This is a genomic window from Duganella sp. Root1480D1 (assembly GCF_001427305.1).
Classification (GTDB): Bacteria; Pseudomonadota; Gammaproteobacteria; order Burkholderiales; family Burkholderiaceae_D; genus Rugamonas.
Map to the genome: position 1 here is coordinate 193,182 of NZ_LMFZ01000047.1, position 15,960 is coordinate 209,141.

At 63.9% G+C, this 15,960-nt stretch carries 14 protein-coding genes; 6 read left to right on the forward strand and 8 right to left on the reverse strand.

Going from position 1 to position 15,960, the window contains the following annotated elements; translation table 11 throughout:
• Position 1: 1 nt before the first annotated feature.
• From ASD58_RS25550 to ASD58_RS25575, 6 genes are all read right to left on the reverse strand, one after another.
• Positions 2–1,726, reverse strand: coding sequence for a response regulator (locus ASD58_RS25550; RefSeq protein ID WP_057264458.1), 1,725 nt, complete (start codon positions 1,724–1,726; stop codon positions 2–4).
• Positions 1,723–2,424 carry a sensor histidine kinase KdpD gene (locus tag ASD58_RS25555; RefSeq protein WP_156401491.1) on the reverse strand — a complete coding sequence of 234 codons (702 nt, stop codon included), beginning with the start codon at positions 2,422–2,424 and terminating at the stop codon, positions 1,723–1,725. The genes ASD58_RS25550 and ASD58_RS25555 overlap by 4 nt, the downstream gene beginning before the upstream one ends.
• Positions 2,425–2,453: 29 nt before the next feature.
• Complete coding sequence (mnmC, locus tag ASD58_RS25560) at positions 2,454–4,190, reverse strand: FAD-dependent 5-carboxymethylaminomethyl-2-thiouridine(34) oxidoreductase MnmC (protein WP_082565682.1); 1,737 nt, start codon at positions 4,188–4,190, stop codon at positions 2,454–2,456.
• The gene (locus ASD58_RS25565; RefSeq protein ID WP_057264460.1) at positions 4,183–4,761 is read right to left on the reverse strand and encodes a DNA-3-methyladenine glycosylase I; all 579 of its coding nucleotides are present in this window, start codon (positions 4,759–4,761) and stop codon (positions 4,183–4,185) included. Before ASD58_RS25565 ends, mnmC begins: the two co-directional genes overlap by 8 nt.
• Entirely contained in the window at positions 4,758–7,445 is a 2,688-nt protein-coding gene (locus ASD58_RS25570) for a sensor domain-containing diguanylate cyclase (protein WP_057264462.1), read from the reverse strand. Before ASD58_RS25570 ends, ASD58_RS25565 begins: the two co-directional genes overlap by 4 nt.
• Before the next feature lie 121 nt (positions 7,446–7,566).
• Complete coding sequence (locus tag ASD58_RS25575) at positions 7,567–8,223, reverse strand: DUF4142 domain-containing protein (RefSeq protein WP_057264465.1); 657 nt, start codon at positions 8,221–8,223, stop codon at positions 7,567–7,569.
• A 104-nt stretch (positions 8,224–8,327) separates the two neighbouring features.
• Here ASD58_RS25575 and ASD58_RS25580 point away from each other — a divergent pair, with 104 nt between their 5' ends.
• Genes ASD58_RS25580 through ASD58_RS25590 form a run of 3 tightly spaced genes read left to right on the forward strand, consistent with a single transcriptional unit; the run spans position 8,328 to position 9,986 of the window.
• Positions 8,328–8,684 (forward strand): hypothetical protein, encoded by a 357-nt coding sequence (locus ASD58_RS25580; RefSeq protein ID WP_057264467.1) that lies wholly within the window; start codon positions 8,328–8,330, stop codon positions 8,682–8,684.
• A 4-nt stretch (positions 8,685–8,688) separates the two neighbouring features.
• Positions 8,689–9,186: an RNA polymerase sigma factor gene (locus tag ASD58_RS25585; protein ID WP_057264469.1), complete on the forward strand. Its 498-nt coding sequence runs from the start codon at positions 8,689–8,691 to the stop codon at positions 9,184–9,186.
• Positions 9,183–9,986 (forward strand): anti-sigma factor, encoded by an 804-nt coding sequence (locus ASD58_RS25590; protein WP_057264478.1) that lies wholly within the window; start codon positions 9,183–9,185, stop codon positions 9,984–9,986. The genes ASD58_RS25585 and ASD58_RS25590 overlap by 4 nt, the downstream gene beginning before the upstream one ends.
• Here the strand turns inward: ASD58_RS25590 and ASD58_RS25595 are convergent.
• On the reverse strand, positions 9,979–10,476 hold the full coding sequence (locus ASD58_RS25595; RefSeq protein ID WP_057264480.1) for a helix-turn-helix domain-containing protein: 498 nt from the start codon (positions 10,474–10,476) through the stop codon (positions 9,979–9,981). The genes ASD58_RS25590 and ASD58_RS25595 overlap by 8 nt on opposite strands.
• 248 nt (positions 10,477–10,724) lie before the next feature.
• On the opposite strand from ASD58_RS25595, the gene ASD58_RS25600 reads away from it, so the two are divergent.
• Positions 10,725–11,492 carry a response regulator gene (locus tag ASD58_RS25600; RefSeq protein ID WP_057264482.1) on the forward strand — a complete coding sequence of 256 codons (768 nt, stop codon included), beginning with the start codon at positions 10,725–10,727 and terminating at the stop codon, positions 11,490–11,492.
• Here ASD58_RS25600 and ASD58_RS25605 read toward each other — a convergent pair.
• On the reverse strand, positions 11,476–14,037 hold the full coding sequence (locus tag ASD58_RS25605) for a TonB-dependent siderophore receptor (RefSeq protein ID WP_057264484.1): 2,562 nt from the start codon (positions 14,035–14,037) through the stop codon (positions 11,476–11,478). The genes ASD58_RS25600 and ASD58_RS25605 overlap by 17 nt on opposite strands.
• A 298-nt stretch (positions 14,038–14,335) precedes the next feature.
• On the opposite strand from ASD58_RS25605, the gene ASD58_RS25610 reads away from it, so the two are divergent.
• The gene (locus tag ASD58_RS25610) at positions 14,336–14,719 is read left to right on the forward strand and encodes a BlaI/MecI/CopY family transcriptional regulator (protein WP_057264486.1); all 384 of its coding nucleotides are present in this window, start codon (positions 14,336–14,338) and stop codon (positions 14,717–14,719) included.
• Positions 14,712–15,959 carry a M56 family metallopeptidase gene (locus ASD58_RS25615; RefSeq protein ID WP_057264488.1) on the forward strand — a complete coding sequence of 416 codons (1,248 nt, stop codon included), beginning with the start codon at positions 14,712–14,714 and terminating at the stop codon, positions 15,957–15,959. The genes ASD58_RS25610 and ASD58_RS25615 overlap by 8 nt, the downstream gene beginning before the upstream one ends.
• Position 15,960 lies beyond the last annotated feature (1 nt).

Genomic DNA, 15,960 nt, shown 5'->3' on the forward strand with positions numbered 1-15,960 from the left:
ATCACTCCTTGTCGTGGTCATCTTTCATGGCGGCCGTCAGCTCGGCTTCGATTTCTTCCGCCGACATCCGGCCGGGGATCAACTTCTGCAACTGCTCAATGAGCTGCGCAAAGCGCTGCTGGCCCGGCGCAATCCGGTCAACGTGCATCAACACGTCATTCGCTTCAGACATCAGGGCCTCGTTATAGCCCGTCGCCTGCATGTGGGAGATCAGGACCTGGGCCGAGTTGAACAGGATGCGCATATTGTCAGGCAGGCCGCGGCGTGCTTCGCGCATCCACTCCACCGCGTCGTCCAGCTTATTGGTTTTCCATAGCAGCACGCCCTTGTTCATCATTTCCGACGCTTCCCTGCGCGCCGTGCTGATCAGGGCGGCGCCTTCGTCGCCCATGCGGGCCTTGTCGAAGATGCGCTGCACTTCATCATGGATGACGGCGTTCTCGTCGTTGTTGCGCACCACGTAGCACAGCAGCTCCACCGGGGCGTCTTTCACGCCGACGGCAAACAGCAAGGTGGCCATTTCCAGGCAGGTCGCGGTGTCGGGGCGCTCGCTGTCTTCTTTCAGCATGGTTTCCAGTTCGTCGCCAGACTTGCGCGCGCGGCGGTAGTCGCCGCTCTCGTGGTACACCAGCCCTTCGGTGATCTTGGAGCGCAACTCCACCATGCTGCCGGAGAAGTCGCGCTGCGCCGCCGCCAGCAGCAGCAAGGCCTCCTTGGCGTCGTTCTTCTGGCCCAGCACGCGCGCCAGGCCGAAGTAGGCATCGACCGTTTTCATGATCGAGTATTCGCCAATCTGCAGGCATTTGCGGAAGGCCCGTTCGGCCAGCGGGATATTCCCCAGCTTGAGGGCAGTCGTGCCCAGCGCGCGCTGGCGCGGCACCGAATTGGGCGACATCCTGGCGGCGCGTTCCAGCACGTCGCAGCTTTCCTCGATGCGTCCCATGTTCTGCAGGGACCTGGCCAACTGGTCGTAGGCATCCAGGTAGAAGCGGTTCTCGGCAATCACGCCTTGGAACATCTGGCGCGCAGCCTCGTTTTCGCCATTGGCCATGCGGATCTTGCCGACCCCGGTGCGGGCCCAGTTGAAATCGCGCTCCTGCAGCACTTTTTCGTAGACCAGGCGCGCCTGCTCCGTCTCGCCGGCCTTGAGCAGCAAGGTGGCGCGCATGCGCAGCAGGTCAACTTCATGCAGCTTGTTGCGGCCTGCCGCTTCGGCGCACAATTTCGCCGCGCGCAGGTAATCCTTTTCAAGGTAGGCCTGGTCGATCTCCTGGAATACCTGCTTCTTCTGCCACGCGCGGTTCAGGCGCGTCAGCAGCACGCCTTCGGTGATCGGCTTGATCAGGTAGGCATCGGGCTGATGTTCGGCGGCGCCCATCACTGCCTCCACGCTCTTTTCTGCGGAAACCATCAGCCACACGCAGCTTGGCATCAGCAGGCCACGGATGCGGGCTTCCTCCAGCACGTGCTGGCCGCTCTTGCCTTCGCCGAGGTTGAAGTCGCACAGGATCACGTCGTACTGCACGCGCGTCAGTAGGCCCATCGCCTCGCCACCGCTCGACGCCTGGTCGATATGGCGCGCCCCCAGGCTGCGCAAGGCTTCGCGCAACAACTGGCGCACGCCGACAAAATCGTCCACGATCAGGTAACGCTTGTCGGCCCAGTTGATGCCGGGCTCTTTTTCCGGCGCCGCCGCGGTTGGCGTGGTGACGGCTGGCGCGTTCATGGCAGCCGCAGGATGAAGCAGCCGCCGCCCAGGGCGCCGCCGTTTTCCAACGCGATGCTGCCCTGGCGCTGGCGATGCTTATGGGACTTGGCCACTTCGCTGGCGAAGTAGAGGCCAAGGCCGCTGCTATTGGTCAGGAAGTCGATGCCCCGGCCTGTCACCTGGCCGGCTTCCAGCATATTCGGCGGGAAGCCCGAGCCGTTATCTTCCACCCGCACTTCCATGAAGCCTTCATGCTCGCGGATGGCGAGGGCGATGCGGTCGCGCGTGTAACGCACGGCATTGTTGATTGCGTGCGCCAACAGGCCTAATACCAGGTCTTCGTCGAGGGTCCAGATCAGGCCTGGCGGGAAATCGGTGTCGAGGCGGATGCCTTTCGATTGCAGCAGGACGCGCTGCTGGGCCACCAGCTGCTCGACCAGTTCGCTGACCTGCACCGGGCTCGGGTCGAAGGGGTAATTCGGGCGGCCAACTTCCTTGTAGAGCGCTAGTAGCTGGATCAGGTGGTCGTTCAGGCGCTTGGATTGATACAGCATTTGCGCCATCTGCGGGTAGGCAGGATTGTCTTGCGCCGAATCCCCTGCCTGCACAAGCAGGTTCTCCAGCGTGCCGGTCAGCACGCTGATGGAATTCTTCATGTCGTGCACCGTGGAGGCGAGGAACATGAACAGCTCTGGCGAGCCGGCGCGGTCTTCCATGGATTCTCCAGCCATTGGATAGGAGGCCATTATAGCTTGCGGCGCTGCTTGAGCAGGAAGCGTCCAGGGTCCAGTGCGGCAGCCAGTGTTGCTTCAACGGGAAGGGGTTCATCTTCCAGTTGACAGGCCAGGATTTCGGCTGCGAGCGGAGCCCAGATCAGCCCTCGGCTGGCATAGCCTAGCAAGGCGTGCAGGCCCGGGTGGCGCGGCAGGTCGCGCAGGCGTTCGGTGCGGTCTTCGCTGCGGCTGTCGGGCAGCGCGCCGACCAGCGGCAGGCGATCAGGAGCCATGGTGCGGAAGCCCACGCGGCCTTGCAGCGGGGCGCCCGCACCCTGCGGGCTGCCGAGGATTTCTTCCGCACGCTGCAGGTTTTCGTCCTGGCTGGATTGCCAGAGCTTGCGTTCGGTCGATTTGTCGTAGGTGGCGCCGACGCAAATGATGCCCTCGACTGGCGGCGTCATATAGGCTTCGCGGCAGACCACCATTTTCAGGCTGGGGAAGTCGCCTTCCTGCAGGTGGGTGACCTGGCCGCGCATGGTGTAGAGCGGCAGCTGGCGTGCCTGCTCGAGCGCGGTGGCGCCGGCGCCGTTTGCCAGCACGACCGTTGGTGCGGCGGCGAGCATCCGCCCTTGGGCATCGAATATTTGCCACTCTTCTCCGGCACGCTCGATGCGCAAGGCTTCGGTGTGGAAGATGCGGTGCAGCTTGTCGCCGCAGGCTTGCAGCATGGCGCGGCAGGCACTGGCGGGGGTGGCCCAGCCGCCTTCGGGGAAATGCCAGGCGCCGTAGGGCGTTGGGACGCCCAGCATGGCGCTTGCCTGATGCGCGTCGAGCCAGCGGACGTATTGTTCGGGGTAGTGCCAGGTGTCGGCGACTTCCTTTTGCAGCAGGGCGTGTTCGGCGTCGCGCGCCAGTTGCAGCACGCCGCACTGGCTGCCGCGGATTGAGCCAGGGCCTGGGCCTGCGCCAGCTTCGGCCTCGGGGCCGGGGGCAAGCGGATCGAGGCCGCCGAGGTGCTGCCAGGTGCGCTGGGCGTACAGGTAGGCAGCGCGCGTCAGGCGGGTCGGGATATTGTCGTCTTTCGACAGCAGCGGCATGAAGATGCCGGCGCGGTTGCCCGATGCTTCCTGCGCCGGCGCGTCGTGGCGTTCGATCAGGGCGACCTGCCAGCCACGGGCTGCCAGGCGTTCGCAGGCCGCACTGCCCGCAACGCCGGCGCCGATCACAATGGCGCGGCGTTCGGGCGCAGGTGGACGGGGCGCTTGCGGCTTGCGGCTGGTGTAGGCGGCGTGCTGCCATTCGCCTTCCGGCTCGCCGCTCATGGTGAAGCCGGCGGCACGCAGGGAGCGCAGTGCTTGCTCGTCGGGCTGGCGGATGCGAAGCGTGGATGCGGGTGTCGCGAGGCGTTGCAGGGCGCGGATGTGGTCGAGCGGTTCGGCGATGATGAATTCGTCGACGCGGGCCACGATCTCGGGCAACCACCCTTCGGCTGGACCGACCAGCAAGTCAAGCGTCAGGCGTTCCGATGGCAGGTGCAGGCGATGCAGCCCGGGGACGTCGACCGGCCATTGCATTGCCAGGCCGGGCACGGCGGTGTTCAGCGCGGCCCGCACGGTCGCGCCGGGGACGGATGGGGCAATCGCGAGGTAGTGCAGGTGGCCACCGGCGGCCAAGCTGCCTGAGGTGCGGCGGCGTCCCAGGGTCGCGAGGAGCTGGTCGCCGCTGCCGAACGCGGTGTCGAGGACGACGTGGCGGGAATCAGCCACCGTACTGGCACTCCTGGTGACGGAAGCATGCGAGGTCGTGGTCGTTCACCATGCCGATCCCCTGCATGTAGGCGTAAACGATCGTCGAACCGACAAATTTGAACCCGCGCTTGGCGAGATCCTTGGAGATGCGGTCGGACAGCTCGGTGCGCGCCGGCCGGTCGCCTTGTGCTGCGATGCGGTTCACAATCGGCTTGCCGCCCACATAGCCCCAAAGCAGCGAGGACAGGCTGCTTCCCTCCTCCAGCAAGCGCAGGTAGGCGCGCGCATTGGTAATGGCAGCATTTACCTTGAGACGGTTGCGCACGATGCCCGGATCGGACAGCAATTGCTCGACCTTGGCCTCGTCGTAGGCAGCGATCTTGCGCGCATCCCAGCCATCGAACGCCGCGCGATAGTTGTCGCGCTTATTCAGGATGGTTTCCCAGCTCAGGCCCGCCTGCGCGCCTTCGAGGTTCAGCATTTCGAACAGCCGCAGCTCGTCGCGGCATGGGACGCCCCACTCCTGGTCGTGGTAGGCGATATAGCGCGGATTGTTTGGATTGGCCCAGGAACAGCGATGTGTGCTCATGGGCAGATTATAGTGCGCTCTCCAAGGCTGGTCACGATGCGCGCCTCACCGCGCTCCACGCATTCCGCAAGCTGGTGCACCAGGCGCGGGAACAATTCTTCCGGCCGCGCAGCGTCGGTCGCATGTACCGCCGTCCAGGCATCGCGGCCCGAATGCTTGGAAATGTATAGCCCGAGGTCCGCCAGCTCCACCACCTGCGACCAGGACATCAGGCGCGGATGCGAAGGCAGGAAAGGATAGCAGGCGAAGCCGATCGAACAGGTGCGCGCCAGCGGCGTGCCATCGGGCAGTACGAAGTCGCGCGACGACACGGCCTGGCGGATGCGTTCCGCCACCACGTGCGCGCCGCTGCGGTCAGTGGCGCGCGCCAGCACCAGGAATTCCTCGCCACCCCAGCGCACCAGGTAGTCCGACTCGCGGAATACTTCGCGTAGGCGGTCCTTCATCTGCACCAGCACGCAATCGCCGGCTGCATGGCCGTGCCGGTCGTTGACCGCCTTGAAGTGGTCCAGGTCCACCATGTAGAACACCAGGTCGCTGCCGGCCCCGCCCTCGCCGCCGTCATAGCCGCGCAGGCTGAGCGCCACATCCGACTCCACATGCTGCAGGAAGAAGCGGCGGTTGCGCAGGCCGGTCAACTGGTCGGTCAGGCTGACTTCTTCCAGTGCCTTGTAGGCGCGCTCCAGTTCGAGGTTCTTTTCCAGGAGTTGCGCCTGTGCCGCCGCATTGTCCAGCGCGATGGCGCCGTAAGCGCACAAGGTACGGAAAATCAGCCGTTCACGTTCGCCATAAGCACGCGGCAGCATCGACTGCACCGTCATCACGCCCAACACGCGCTCGCCGACCATCAGCGGCGCAAACAGCAAGGTGAGGGTCGGCAGTGTGCCGGGAATCAGGTTGGGCGTGTCGGACTTGTCTTCGATCTCGATCAGGATTTCATTGCGTTCCCGCACGCAACGCGCCGTATTGAATTGGGGATCAGACAGCGCGATGCGCGTCGGCGGCAGCGGCAAGCCCATTTCCACCCCAAAGGCGCAATGCAGGAAGTCGCCGTCCCGCTCGAGCAGGAAAATCGAGAAGTGGGTCGAGTCGAGCAGTCCGTGCACGTGACGGTCCAACGCCCGGAACACGGCCAACGCGTCGAGTTGCGCCGTGATCTCCTGGCCGATGGCGGACAGGTGGCTTAGGGTGGCGCTGGTCTGCGCCAGCACTTCCGCGCGCTGGACTTCGGCGGCGGCGAGCTGGCGATCACGCTCGGTCTGGTGCTGCACCTGCATTGCAATTGCGCGGTTGGTCGCTTCCTGGCTGTTGCTGCGGTCGCGGGCCGCATTGGCCTGCACCGAGAATTCGTAAGCGCGCGCAAAGTCGCCGAGCGCCGCATATTCGCGCGCCACGGAAGCGAGCAATTCGCCCGGGACGATGTAGCCGTCGATGGTAGCGGCGATCGTCAGCGCTTCACGCAGGTACTGCAGCACGGACATCGCATTGCCGGCATGGATATCGGCCAGCACGCGCAAGGCTGCGATCTGGCTGAACGGATCGTTCAGTTCGCGCGCCAGCGCCAGGGCCGACATGGCGGCGGCCTGCGCTTCCTGCATCCGTCCCAGTCCCGCTAGTGCATGCGCCTGGCCGCGCCGCGCGCCACTGTGGAAATCGCTCTGCGCCAGCGCGTGGCCACGCTGTTCCAGCTCGCGGAAGCTGGCCAGCGCAGCTGCGTAGTCGCCCAGGTCCAGCGCCAGGTCGCCCTGGTATTCCAGCGCCATGACGAAGGTGCGCGAACCGGACAAAGGCGCCAGCATCTGCAGCGCATCGCGCAGCAAGGCCTTGGCCGCCCGCCGCTGGCCCAGGTGGCGCATCGTTTCCGCCGATTGCATCTGGGTCAAGCCGATGCACATCGGCCAGCCGGTCGGCCGCGCCAACTCCAGTCCGCGCTGCATCCATTCCAGCGCGGCGTCGTGCGCATTCAGCCGGGTGAAGGCGTTGCCGATATTGGTGGCGAGGATCACGGCACGCCGCACCTGGCCGGAAATCAGAGCCGCTTCGAAGGCGGCGATCAGGTGGCTGATGGCGCGGCCGAATTCCGCCGCCTGGAAAGCTGCGGTGCCAAGGTAGTCGGAAATCCAGCCGGCGACGACCGGATGGCGGCCCGCGAGATCGATCGCAAAGCGCTTGCGCCAGCGCTCGTTGGCCGCCGGCGCGTTGCGGAACACGCTGAAAAGCGCCGCCAGGCTTTCGAAAATATCGATGCGCATGGCATCGCCCGAAGCGCGGGCATCGGCGATGGCCAGCGCCAGCTCATTGTCGCAGCCGGCCGAATCGCCGCGGTCGACGGCGATCCAGGCCAGCAGGCTGTGGGTGTCGGCCGCGCCCAGCCGGTCGTTGTGGCGGGCAAATTCCAGCATGGCCCGTTCGGCGATGGCGCAGGCGGTGTCGAGGTCGCCGTCGAGCCAACTGGTTTCGGCTTTGATCAGCTCCCAACGCGCAGCCAGCACACGCCTTTCCGCCGCCGGCAAAAGATGGGCTAGCGGAGTTGCTTCGGCGACAAGTTGCGCGGAACGCACACCGTCGCGCTGGCGCAGCTGCCAGGCCAGCAGGGAAAGCAGCATCAGGCGATGTTCGCCCTCAGAATACGGTAATTCTGCTTCCCACAGGGCCAGCTCTTCGTCCAGCGCGAACAAATCCACTACTTGATATCCTTGAAATAGGTGTTGCAGCGAAGAATCATACCGCACGGCCGCACTTTTCGGTGTTCAAGTAGCTTAAGCTTGCTTAAGGAACAAGCATGCGGCCTTGCGGCCGCTATCTTCAGCGCCGTTCCGGCTTGTTGTCGCGACTGCTTGAATCGGGCTTGTTGCCGCCGGTCGTGCCATGCTCGTGGCTATCGGCCTCGGTTTGCGGCTTGTTGCCGGCGCCGCTGCTGCCCTGGGTGCCGCTGCTACCCACCGTCGAGCTGCCGCCCTTGATGGCAGCGTTCAACTGCTCGGCATTGTTCAGGTGCTGGTGGATGGTTGGCTGCAAACGGGTGGCCAGCGATTTCAGTTCGCTGTCCTGGGCAGTCGATGCGGCCTTGCTCACCAACTGGTGCGCTTCCTTATGGGCCTGGACCCCGGCCTGTTCCATGTAGCTGCGGTCGAACTTGTCGCCCGATAGTTTTTCCAGCTTGGCGGCCATGGCTTTATGCTTGGCATCCAGTTCGGTCGGCAGCGTCACGCTGCGCGTCGCGGCTACCTTGCGCACTTCTTCCAGGCCCTTGGTATGGTCATCGACCATTTGCTGGGCGAAGCTCTTGACCCGGTCGCTCTGGGTCTTTTGCAAGGCCAGCTTGGCGGTCTCGATTTCCGCCATATTGGCCATAGCGAGATCGGTCAGCATTTTCTGGTCCGCCTTGGCGAGACCTTCAGCCCAGGCGCTTCCCACACCGAGCAGGGCCGACAACACAGCTACACGCATGAAATTGTTCATCGCATCCTCCGTGACAGAATTGGCGGAAAATCATTTTAGGCAGGATGGAATAAGCTGGCCACACGCTACGTATACGCAATACCCAACACACAAGGAGCTTAAAAATGAAAGTCATCGTCTTGACCCTGGCTGCCCTGCTGAGCACTGCTGCAGTCGCTGCCGAACCATTGAAAAAAGCCGATGGCGTGTATGTCGACGCCGCCGGCATGACCGTCTACACCTTCGACAAGGACGTCGCCGGCAGCGGCAAGAGCGCCTGTGCCGATGGCTGCCTGAAAAACTGGCCTGCCGTTGCCGCCAACGGCGAACTGGCCGCGCCCTGGTCGGCCATTACCCGCGATGACGGCAGCAAGCAACTGGCCTACAAAGGCAAGCCGCTGTACCTGTTCGTCGGCGACAAGAAAGCCGGCGACCGCGCGGGCGACAACGTCAAGGATATCTGGCACGTCGTCAAGGATTGAGCGGATGCAGGAGCTGCATGAACGATTGCTGGCCTGCCTGCCGCGCCTGCGCCGCTATGCGCGGGCGCTGACCGGCGATAACGCCAGCGCGGACGACCTGGTGCAGGACACCGTGGAACGCGGCTGGGCGCGCATCGCCCAGTGGCGGCCGGACGGCGACTTGCGCGCGTGGTTGTTCGGCATCATGCACAACCTGCACATTGACCAGTTGCGGCGCTTGCCGCCGCCTGCCGTAGAGCTCGATGACGCGGACCTGCCGGCCGCCCCTTCCACGGCAGCGCTGGACCTGCGCGACCTGGAGCGCGCCTTGCAGCAACTGCCGCCAGCCCAGCGCGAAGTCCTGCTGCTGGTGGCGCTGGAAGAAATGCGCTACGAAGACGTGGCGGCCGCGCTCGATATCCCGCTTGGCACCGTGATGTCGCGTCTGAGCCGCGCACGCGAAAACTTGCGGCGCCTGATGGCAGGGCAGCCGCCAGCCGCCGCCTTGAAAGTTGTGAAATGAACGAAGCCGAATTGCAAGCCTGGGTCGATGGCCGCCTGCCGCCGGATCGGCAGGCAGCGGTCGATCGCTACCTGGCCGACCACCCTGCCGAAGCCGCGCGGCTGCAAGCCTACCGCGAGCAGAATGCCGCGCTGCACGCGCTGTTCGACGATGTCCTGGACACCCCCGTGCCCGAAACACTGCATCCGCCACGGCCCGGCGGCGCGCCCTCCCCGGCGTGGACCATCCCCGCCTGGCGCCGCATGGCCGCCATGGTGGCGCTGGCGGTCGGCGCCGGCATGGTCGGCGGCGCAGCCGGCTGGACGCTGCGCGGCGCGGGAACGGGCGCCGGCGCCGGCCTGGCACCCAGCGGCGCGGCACAGATCCTGGCCGCCCTGCCGCGCCAGGCCGCCATCGCCCACGCCGTCTACACACCCGAAGTCAAACACCCGGTGGAAGTCGGCGCCGACCAGCAGCAACACCTGGTGGCCTGGCTGTCGAAACGCGTGGGCAAGCAACTCCGCCCGCCGCAACTGGCGAAACAAGGCTATGAGCTGGTAGGGGGACGCCTGCTGCCCGGCGACACCGGCCCGGTAGCGCAATTCATGTACGCCGACGCCAGCGGCCAGCGCCTGACGCTCTACGTCAGTTCCGGCCAAAAGCAGAACCGCGACACCGGATTCCGGTTCGCGCAGGAAGGCAATCTGGGAGTGTTCTACTGGATCGACGGCAGCTTCGGCTATGCGCTGTCGGCTGCCGTCGGGAAGAATGAGCTGTCGCAGGTCGCCAACGCGGTCTACGAACAGCTCCAGCCTAATTAGGCATGCGGCGGCCGGCTTCGGTGATACGGTTACGCATCACTTCCGGTGCAGCAGGCCCTGGCGCGAACATATAGTCCTCGTCATTGATGGCCAGGCCACTATTCGCGTCGACCAGGACCTGGTCGGCCGGCTTGCCGGTTTCGCGGCTCACCACCAGCAAGCTGGCGCCTTCCGGCGACAGGTGCTCATTACCCCAGGCGATGAAGGCCAGCAGCACAGGCTTGAAGTCGCGGCCAGCCTTGGTCAGGATGTACTCGTAGCGTGGCGGACGGGTGCTGTACTGGCGGCGCTCCATCAGGCCGCCCTCGACCAAGCCGGCCAGACGGCGGGTCAGCATGTTCGGCGCGATCTTCAGGCTCTTCTCGAATTCATCGAAGCGGGTCAGGCCGTAGAACGCATCGCGCAGAATCAAGATGCTCCACCACTCGCCTACCTTGCCGAGGCTACGCGCGATCGGGCAGGGCATTTGGCCAAAGTCGGTATGTTTCATGTTGCCTCCTAGTCAGTTGGTTTAATTTAACCAGTTGAATGCTTCAGACTCAATTGAACCGCGAAAACACCCCTAAAAGACTCACCAAAAATCACTCTTGCAAGGAACGTGGCTATCTTCTTTCCATTCGGCGTTGTTGCGGCGCACATTACTTTTGCCAGAGGAGAGAACGCCTTTGCCCGATGTGAAATGCGCAACATTTTTTTAAACTTGGGCATAATAAGCAACACTGCCGACCCCGGATAACCATGTACCTGACCAGCGATGCACAAGTGCGAAATATTTTGATCGTGGATGATTCCGCGTTCGAACAGCGCATGCTCGTCGACCTGTTAAGCGAAATGCCCTACCGCGTATCGGTGGCGTTCAATGGTGAACAGGGGTATCAACTGGCGCTTTCCGGCCAGCCCGACCTGATCCTGCTGGACGTGCGCATGCCGAATATGGACGGCTACACCTGTTGCCGCCTGTTAAAAGCCAACCCGGCCACGCGCGATATCCCGATTATTTTCCTGAGCGGCACCGAGGCGGTGGAAGACCGCATCATGGGCCTTCAGCTTGGCGGCGTGGACTTTGTCAGCAAGCCTTTCACGCCGGGTGAACTGGCGGCACGCATCCACGTGCACCTGAATTTGATGAAGCGCCCCCCGGCGGAAGCTGCCGAAGCCGAACCGGTCGACACCGATTCGGTGATCGTCAACGCAGCCAAGCGCCTGATCTACGACAACCTTGCTGCCCTGCCCGGCCTGGCGGAAATCGCCGCCAGCGTGGGCACCTACCGCGAAAAGCTGAACCAGCTTTTCCGCACCCATACCGGCATGACCGTGTTTGCCTACATTCGCGAAGCGCGCATCCAGCGCGGCATGCATTTGCTGCGCGATACCGACATGGACGTGCAGGACATTGCGCTGCTGCTGGGCTTTGCCAACGCCGGCAATTTCGCTACCGCCTTCCGCGAGCGGATGGGCACGACCCCCAGCAGCTACCGCGCCACAATCATCAAAACTTGTGATTGACTTTGACTGACAGGAAGCGGCCGCGCGGGTCGCCCTGGGTGTAGTCGAAGAAGTTGAACGAGCTATCCCACGAAGGCTTGCTGTCAAAGGCATTGGCCAGCAGCAGGTTGACGCTGGTGGCAGTGCTGATCTTGTAGCCCACGTTCAGGTCCACGGTAGCGAACGGCTTGACACGCTCGCCAGGGCGGGTGGTCTGCTCGTAGCCGTCGACATAATTCCAGGCGGCGTTGCTGGTCCACTGGTCCAGCTCCCAGGTGGCGCTGGTGGTGCCGCGCCATTTCGGAATCGAACCGAAGAAGTTGGTGCCGGCGCCATTGGTCAGCGGCTCGCCGGTTCCAAGCGGCTGCGAGTACTTGAACACGCGGCTCAACTGGCCATTCAGGGTCAGGTTGCCGTAGGCGGTCTTCGGCAGCTTGTAGCGCAGGTCGACGTCGATGCCGCTTACCACGCGCTCGCCCTGGTTGGCGTACTGGCGGTACAGGGTCAGGATGCGGCCCTGTGCATCGCGCACCACTTTTTCAGGATGGATGCTTTCGTTGGCCAGGATGGTGTCGGTGCTTTCGGTGTCGATCACGCCCTTGGTGCGGATGTGGTAGAAGTCCACGCCCACGCTGCTGTTGGCCGACGGCGATACCACGAAGCCCAGGTTCAGGTTCCTGGAGCGCTCAGGCGAGAGCTCGGTATTGGCCATCGTGATATTGGTCACGCCGCGGGCCTGGCTTGGCGTGATCGGGTCCAGCTTGTCGATCACGGACCCGTAGCTGACCGAAGTCGAATTGGTGATCTCCGGCAGCGACGGTGCACGGAAACCGCGCGACACGGTACCGCGCAACAACAGCCACGGGGCAGCCTGGTAACGCACGCTGGCTTTCGGCGAGAAGGCGGAGCCGAAGTCGCTGTATTTGTCGGCACGGCCGGCCAGGTTGACGGTCAGCTCTTTCAGCACCGGAATGTTGAACTCGGCGAAGGCCGCAGTCACGTCGCGCTTGCCCTTGATGATGTTGATCGCAGGGCGCAGCTCGGTGCCTGACAACACGGCGGTCGAGGTGTTGGAGTTCATCTCTTCCTGGCGCCATTGGCCGCCGAAGGCGAAGCCCAGTGCACCTGCCGGCAGGTCCAGCAGCTCCCGGGAAGCGTTGAAATCAGCCACAGTCAGGGTCGATTCGGCAGGGCGCAGGGTCGACAGGCGCAGGCGGTTGCGCACTTCTTCGCTGTTCTTCGACTGGTCGGCGAAGTTGTAGCTGCCGTCGGCCAGCACTTTCTCGAATTCGTAGCGGTTGACGAAGTTCTGCACAGTTTCCTTCAGCTTGCTGCCCGAGCGGGCGATGGAAGCGTCATATTCCCAACCACTCCAGCTGCCCTTGATGCCGGTCAGCGCGCGGTAGAAGTCCACCTTGTCCTGCTTCAGGCGCGGGCCCAGGTCGAACAGGGTTGCCGTGAACGGCAGCGCAGCCGTGCCCGGATTGTTCGGATGGCCCACTGGCAGCGCCACGGTGATGTTATCGAGCGCCTGCTTGCCGTTGTTCCATGCACGCAGGCCGCTACCCACGGTCAGGGGCGCGCCGAAAGTCTGCTCCGCCCAGGAATAGCCGTACAGGCCTTCTGCATACACTTCGGTGTCTTCATTCAGTTTCAGCGTGCCGCGCAAGGAAGTGTGCACGCGCTCCACGCCCGGGATCAGGGTGCGGAATTCGGCCGGGTTATAAGCCAGCACCTGGCCGTTCTTGCCAGGCGTGATGTCGCCGTAGTTCTGCACCTGCAACGGGCCCTGCACCCCGCCCAGTTGCCTGGTCGCGTCGGACGTGCCGTAGTAATTGGTCGGAGTCCACGCCAGCGTGCCGTTGGCATAGCCGCGGAAATCGCTGCCGCGCAGGTAGGACACGTCCGCCTGCTGCAGCTTGTCGCGTTTCAGCGCATCCAGCGAGAACACCACGCTCCAGCCTTTTTCATCGAGGCTGCCAAAGCCGGTCTGCAGCGAGGCGCTGCGTTCAAGCTGGCCGGTGCCCTCGGTGGAAGAACCCACTTGCGCGCTCACCTCGGTGCCCTTGAATTCCTTGTACAGGATGATGTTGACCACCCCCGCCACCGCGTCCGAACCATAGACGGAAGAGGCGCCATCCTTCAGCACTTCGATACGCTGCACGGCGGCCATCGGCAGCGAGTTCAGGTCGACAAAGACTTCCTGCAGGTCTTGTGCCGTGGCGTAGGAAGACACGCGCTTGCCATTCACCAGGATCAGGGTGTTCTTCTGACCCAGGCCGCGCAGCGACAATCCCGCCGTGCCGGCCGAGAAACTGCCGGTGTACTGCTCGTTGTAGCTGTTGCCGCTATTGGCGGAAATCGTGCGCAGGATGTCGGCCACAGTGGTCTTGCCGGTGGCGGCCAGTTCCTTGGCGGTCAGCACCTGCACGGCGCTCGCGCCCTCTTTTTGCGAGGTGCGGATATTCGAACCGGTCACGACGACGCGGGCCAGTTCTTCGTCCGCATACGACAGTTGCGGGAAAGCGGCAGCAATGGCCAGGGTGATGCTGAGTGGCTTGATCATGTTCTTCCTTTTGGGTAAGCAGGGGCCTGCCTGCCTCGTGGGCGGGAATGGCTAAACGGTGTTGCGAGGGGTTCGGGAGAGCGTGCCTAGCGGCACATGGAGCAGTGGTGGAAGGCTTGCGTTTTCATGAGGCAACTATAACGTCGACCTTTCATTTCTGAAACTAATTAAAACTCAGACTTATATGCAATTTGAGTCTATAGACATAGTTGTCTACATTTCGCCACAGTGAAAAACGCGAAGTATACAACCATGTCTAGACACGCTATTCTAGTCGGAACGTTAAAAGGAAATAAACATGGCTACCATTCCGAAACCTACTCCGGCCGAGCTGGAACTGCTGCAAGCGATCTGGCCGTTGGGCCCGGCCACCGCGAAACAGGTGCATGAGGCCATGCTGGCCGAAAAGCCCGATCTGGCTTACGGCGCCGTGCTGCGCCTGATGCAGATCATGCATGGCAAGGGCTTGCTGATTCGCGACGAAAGCCAGCGCTCCCATATCTACGCCGCCGCCGTGGCGCGCGAGGCGATGCAGGGCAATATGCTGCAGGACCTGCTGCAGCGCGCCTTCGCCGGTTCCGCCAAGGCGCTGGTGCTGGCGGCCCTGAAAAGCGGAATCTCAAGGAAGGAACGCGAAGAAATCGAGGCGCTGCTGAAGCAGGAGAACAAGCCGAATGAATGACATCATCCACGCCGCCGGCTGGACCCTGGTCCACTTCCTGTGGCAAGGCGCCCTGGTCGGCCTTGCCGCTGCCACCCTGCTATGGCTGATGCGCGGTGCCCGCCCCGGCGCGCGCTACGCCGTCGCTTGCGCGGCGATGCTGGCCAGCCTGCTGTGGCCCGCTTACGAATTCGCCGCTGCGCTGCAAACCACGCCACGCTCGCTGCAAGCACTGATTCTGGCGGGCGGAGACCGCGCGTTCGCCCAAAGCGAACTGCTGGCCAATATCGACAGCCACCTGCCGATGCTGGTCGCCGCCTGGTTGGCCTGCGTAGGTGCACTGGCGCTGCGCAGCGCTTTCGGCCTGGCCTGGATCGCCCGCGCCCGCCGCAACGGCGGCCGCAATAGCCATTGGCAGCAGCGCCTGTCGAATCTTGCCGGCCGTCTCGGCATCCGCCGCGCAGTCGGCCTGCGCATCGTTGAAACGCTGGCCAGCCCGATCACCGCGGGCTGGTGGCGTCCCGTCGTGCTGGTGCCAGCGGCGCTGGTGGCGCGCATGCCGCCGGAGCTGCTGGAAGCGCTGCTGGCGCATGAACTGGCCCACGTGCGCCGCCACGACTTCCTGGTCAACTTGCTGCAGAACGTAGCCGAAATCCTGCTGTTCTACCACCCTGCCGTATGGTGGCTGTCGCGCCGCATCCGCCAGGAGCGTGAGCTGGTGGCCGACAGCATTGCCGCGCAGTTGACCGGCGAGCCGCGCCGCCTGGCGCTCGCCCTGTCCGAGCTGGAGAAGATGCAGTTCGCCTCCCATCGCGTGGCGCTGGCAGCCGACGGCGGCGACCTGATGCAACGCATCCGTGAGCTGATGGCGCCGCACCAGCATCGCAGCAACTGGAAAGCCGCAGTAGCCGCGCTTGGCGTCACCGCCGCCTGCCTGGCTGGCTATGCCCATGCGCGCGTCGACGCTGCCAAAGTGCCGGTTGCGCGCACCCCGGCCGTGGTCGACTTCAAATCCTGCTCCAAGCCACTCTGGCCCAGCGAGGACCTGCAGGCCGAACATACCGGCACCGTGACGCTGTCATTCAATATCGACAAAAGCGGCAACGTAGCCGGCTCGCGCGTCGACAAGACCAGCGGTCATACGGGGCTGGACCAGGCGGCCCAGGCTGGAATCAGCAAATGCCATTTCATACCCGCCAAGGTACGCGGCAAGCCTGTCGAAACCTGGCAGCAAATGCAGTACGTGTGGACCCTCGAATAAG

Coding starts and splice junctions, on each gene's coding strand:
- ASD58_RS25550 (WP_057264458.1), bottom strand. CDS start 1,726: ATGAACGCGCCAGCCGTCACCACGCCAACCGCGGCGGCGCCGGAAAAA.
- ASD58_RS25555 (WP_156401491.1), bottom strand. CDS start 2,424: ATGGAAGACCGCGCCGGCTCGCCAGAGCTGTTCATGTTCCTCGCCTCC.
- ASD58_RS25565 (WP_057264460.1), bottom strand. CDS start 4,761: ATGAGCACACATCGCTGTTCCTGGGCCAATCCAAACAATCCGCGCTAT.
- ASD58_RS25575 (WP_057264465.1), bottom strand. CDS start 8,223: ATGAACAATTTCATGCGTGTAGCTGTGTTGTCGGCCCTGCTCGGTGTG.
- ASD58_RS25580 (WP_057264467.1), top strand. CDS start 8,328: ATGAAAGTCATCGTCTTGACCCTGGCTGCCCTGCTGAGCACTGCTGCA.
- ASD58_RS25585 (WP_057264469.1), top strand. CDS start 8,689: ATGCAGGAGCTGCATGAACGATTGCTGGCCTGCCTGCCGCGCCTGCGC.
- ASD58_RS25590 (WP_057264478.1), top strand. CDS start 9,183: ATGAACGAAGCCGAATTGCAAGCCTGGGTCGATGGCCGCCTGCCGCCG.
- ASD58_RS25595 (WP_057264480.1), bottom strand. CDS start 10,476: ATGAAACATACCGACTTTGGCCAAATGCCCTGCCCGATCGCGCGTAGC.
- ASD58_RS25600 (WP_057264482.1), top strand. CDS start 10,725: ATGTACCTGACCAGCGATGCACAAGTGCGAAATATTTTGATCGTGGAT.
- ASD58_RS25605 (WP_057264484.1), bottom strand. CDS start 14,037: ATGATCAAGCCACTCAGCATCACCCTGGCCATTGCTGCCGCTTTCCCG.
- ASD58_RS25610 (WP_057264486.1), top strand. CDS start 14,336: ATGGCTACCATTCCGAAACCTACTCCGGCCGAGCTGGAACTGCTGCAA.
- ASD58_RS25615 (WP_057264488.1), top strand. CDS start 14,712: ATGAATGACATCATCCACGCCGCCGGCTGGACCCTGGTCCACTTCCTG.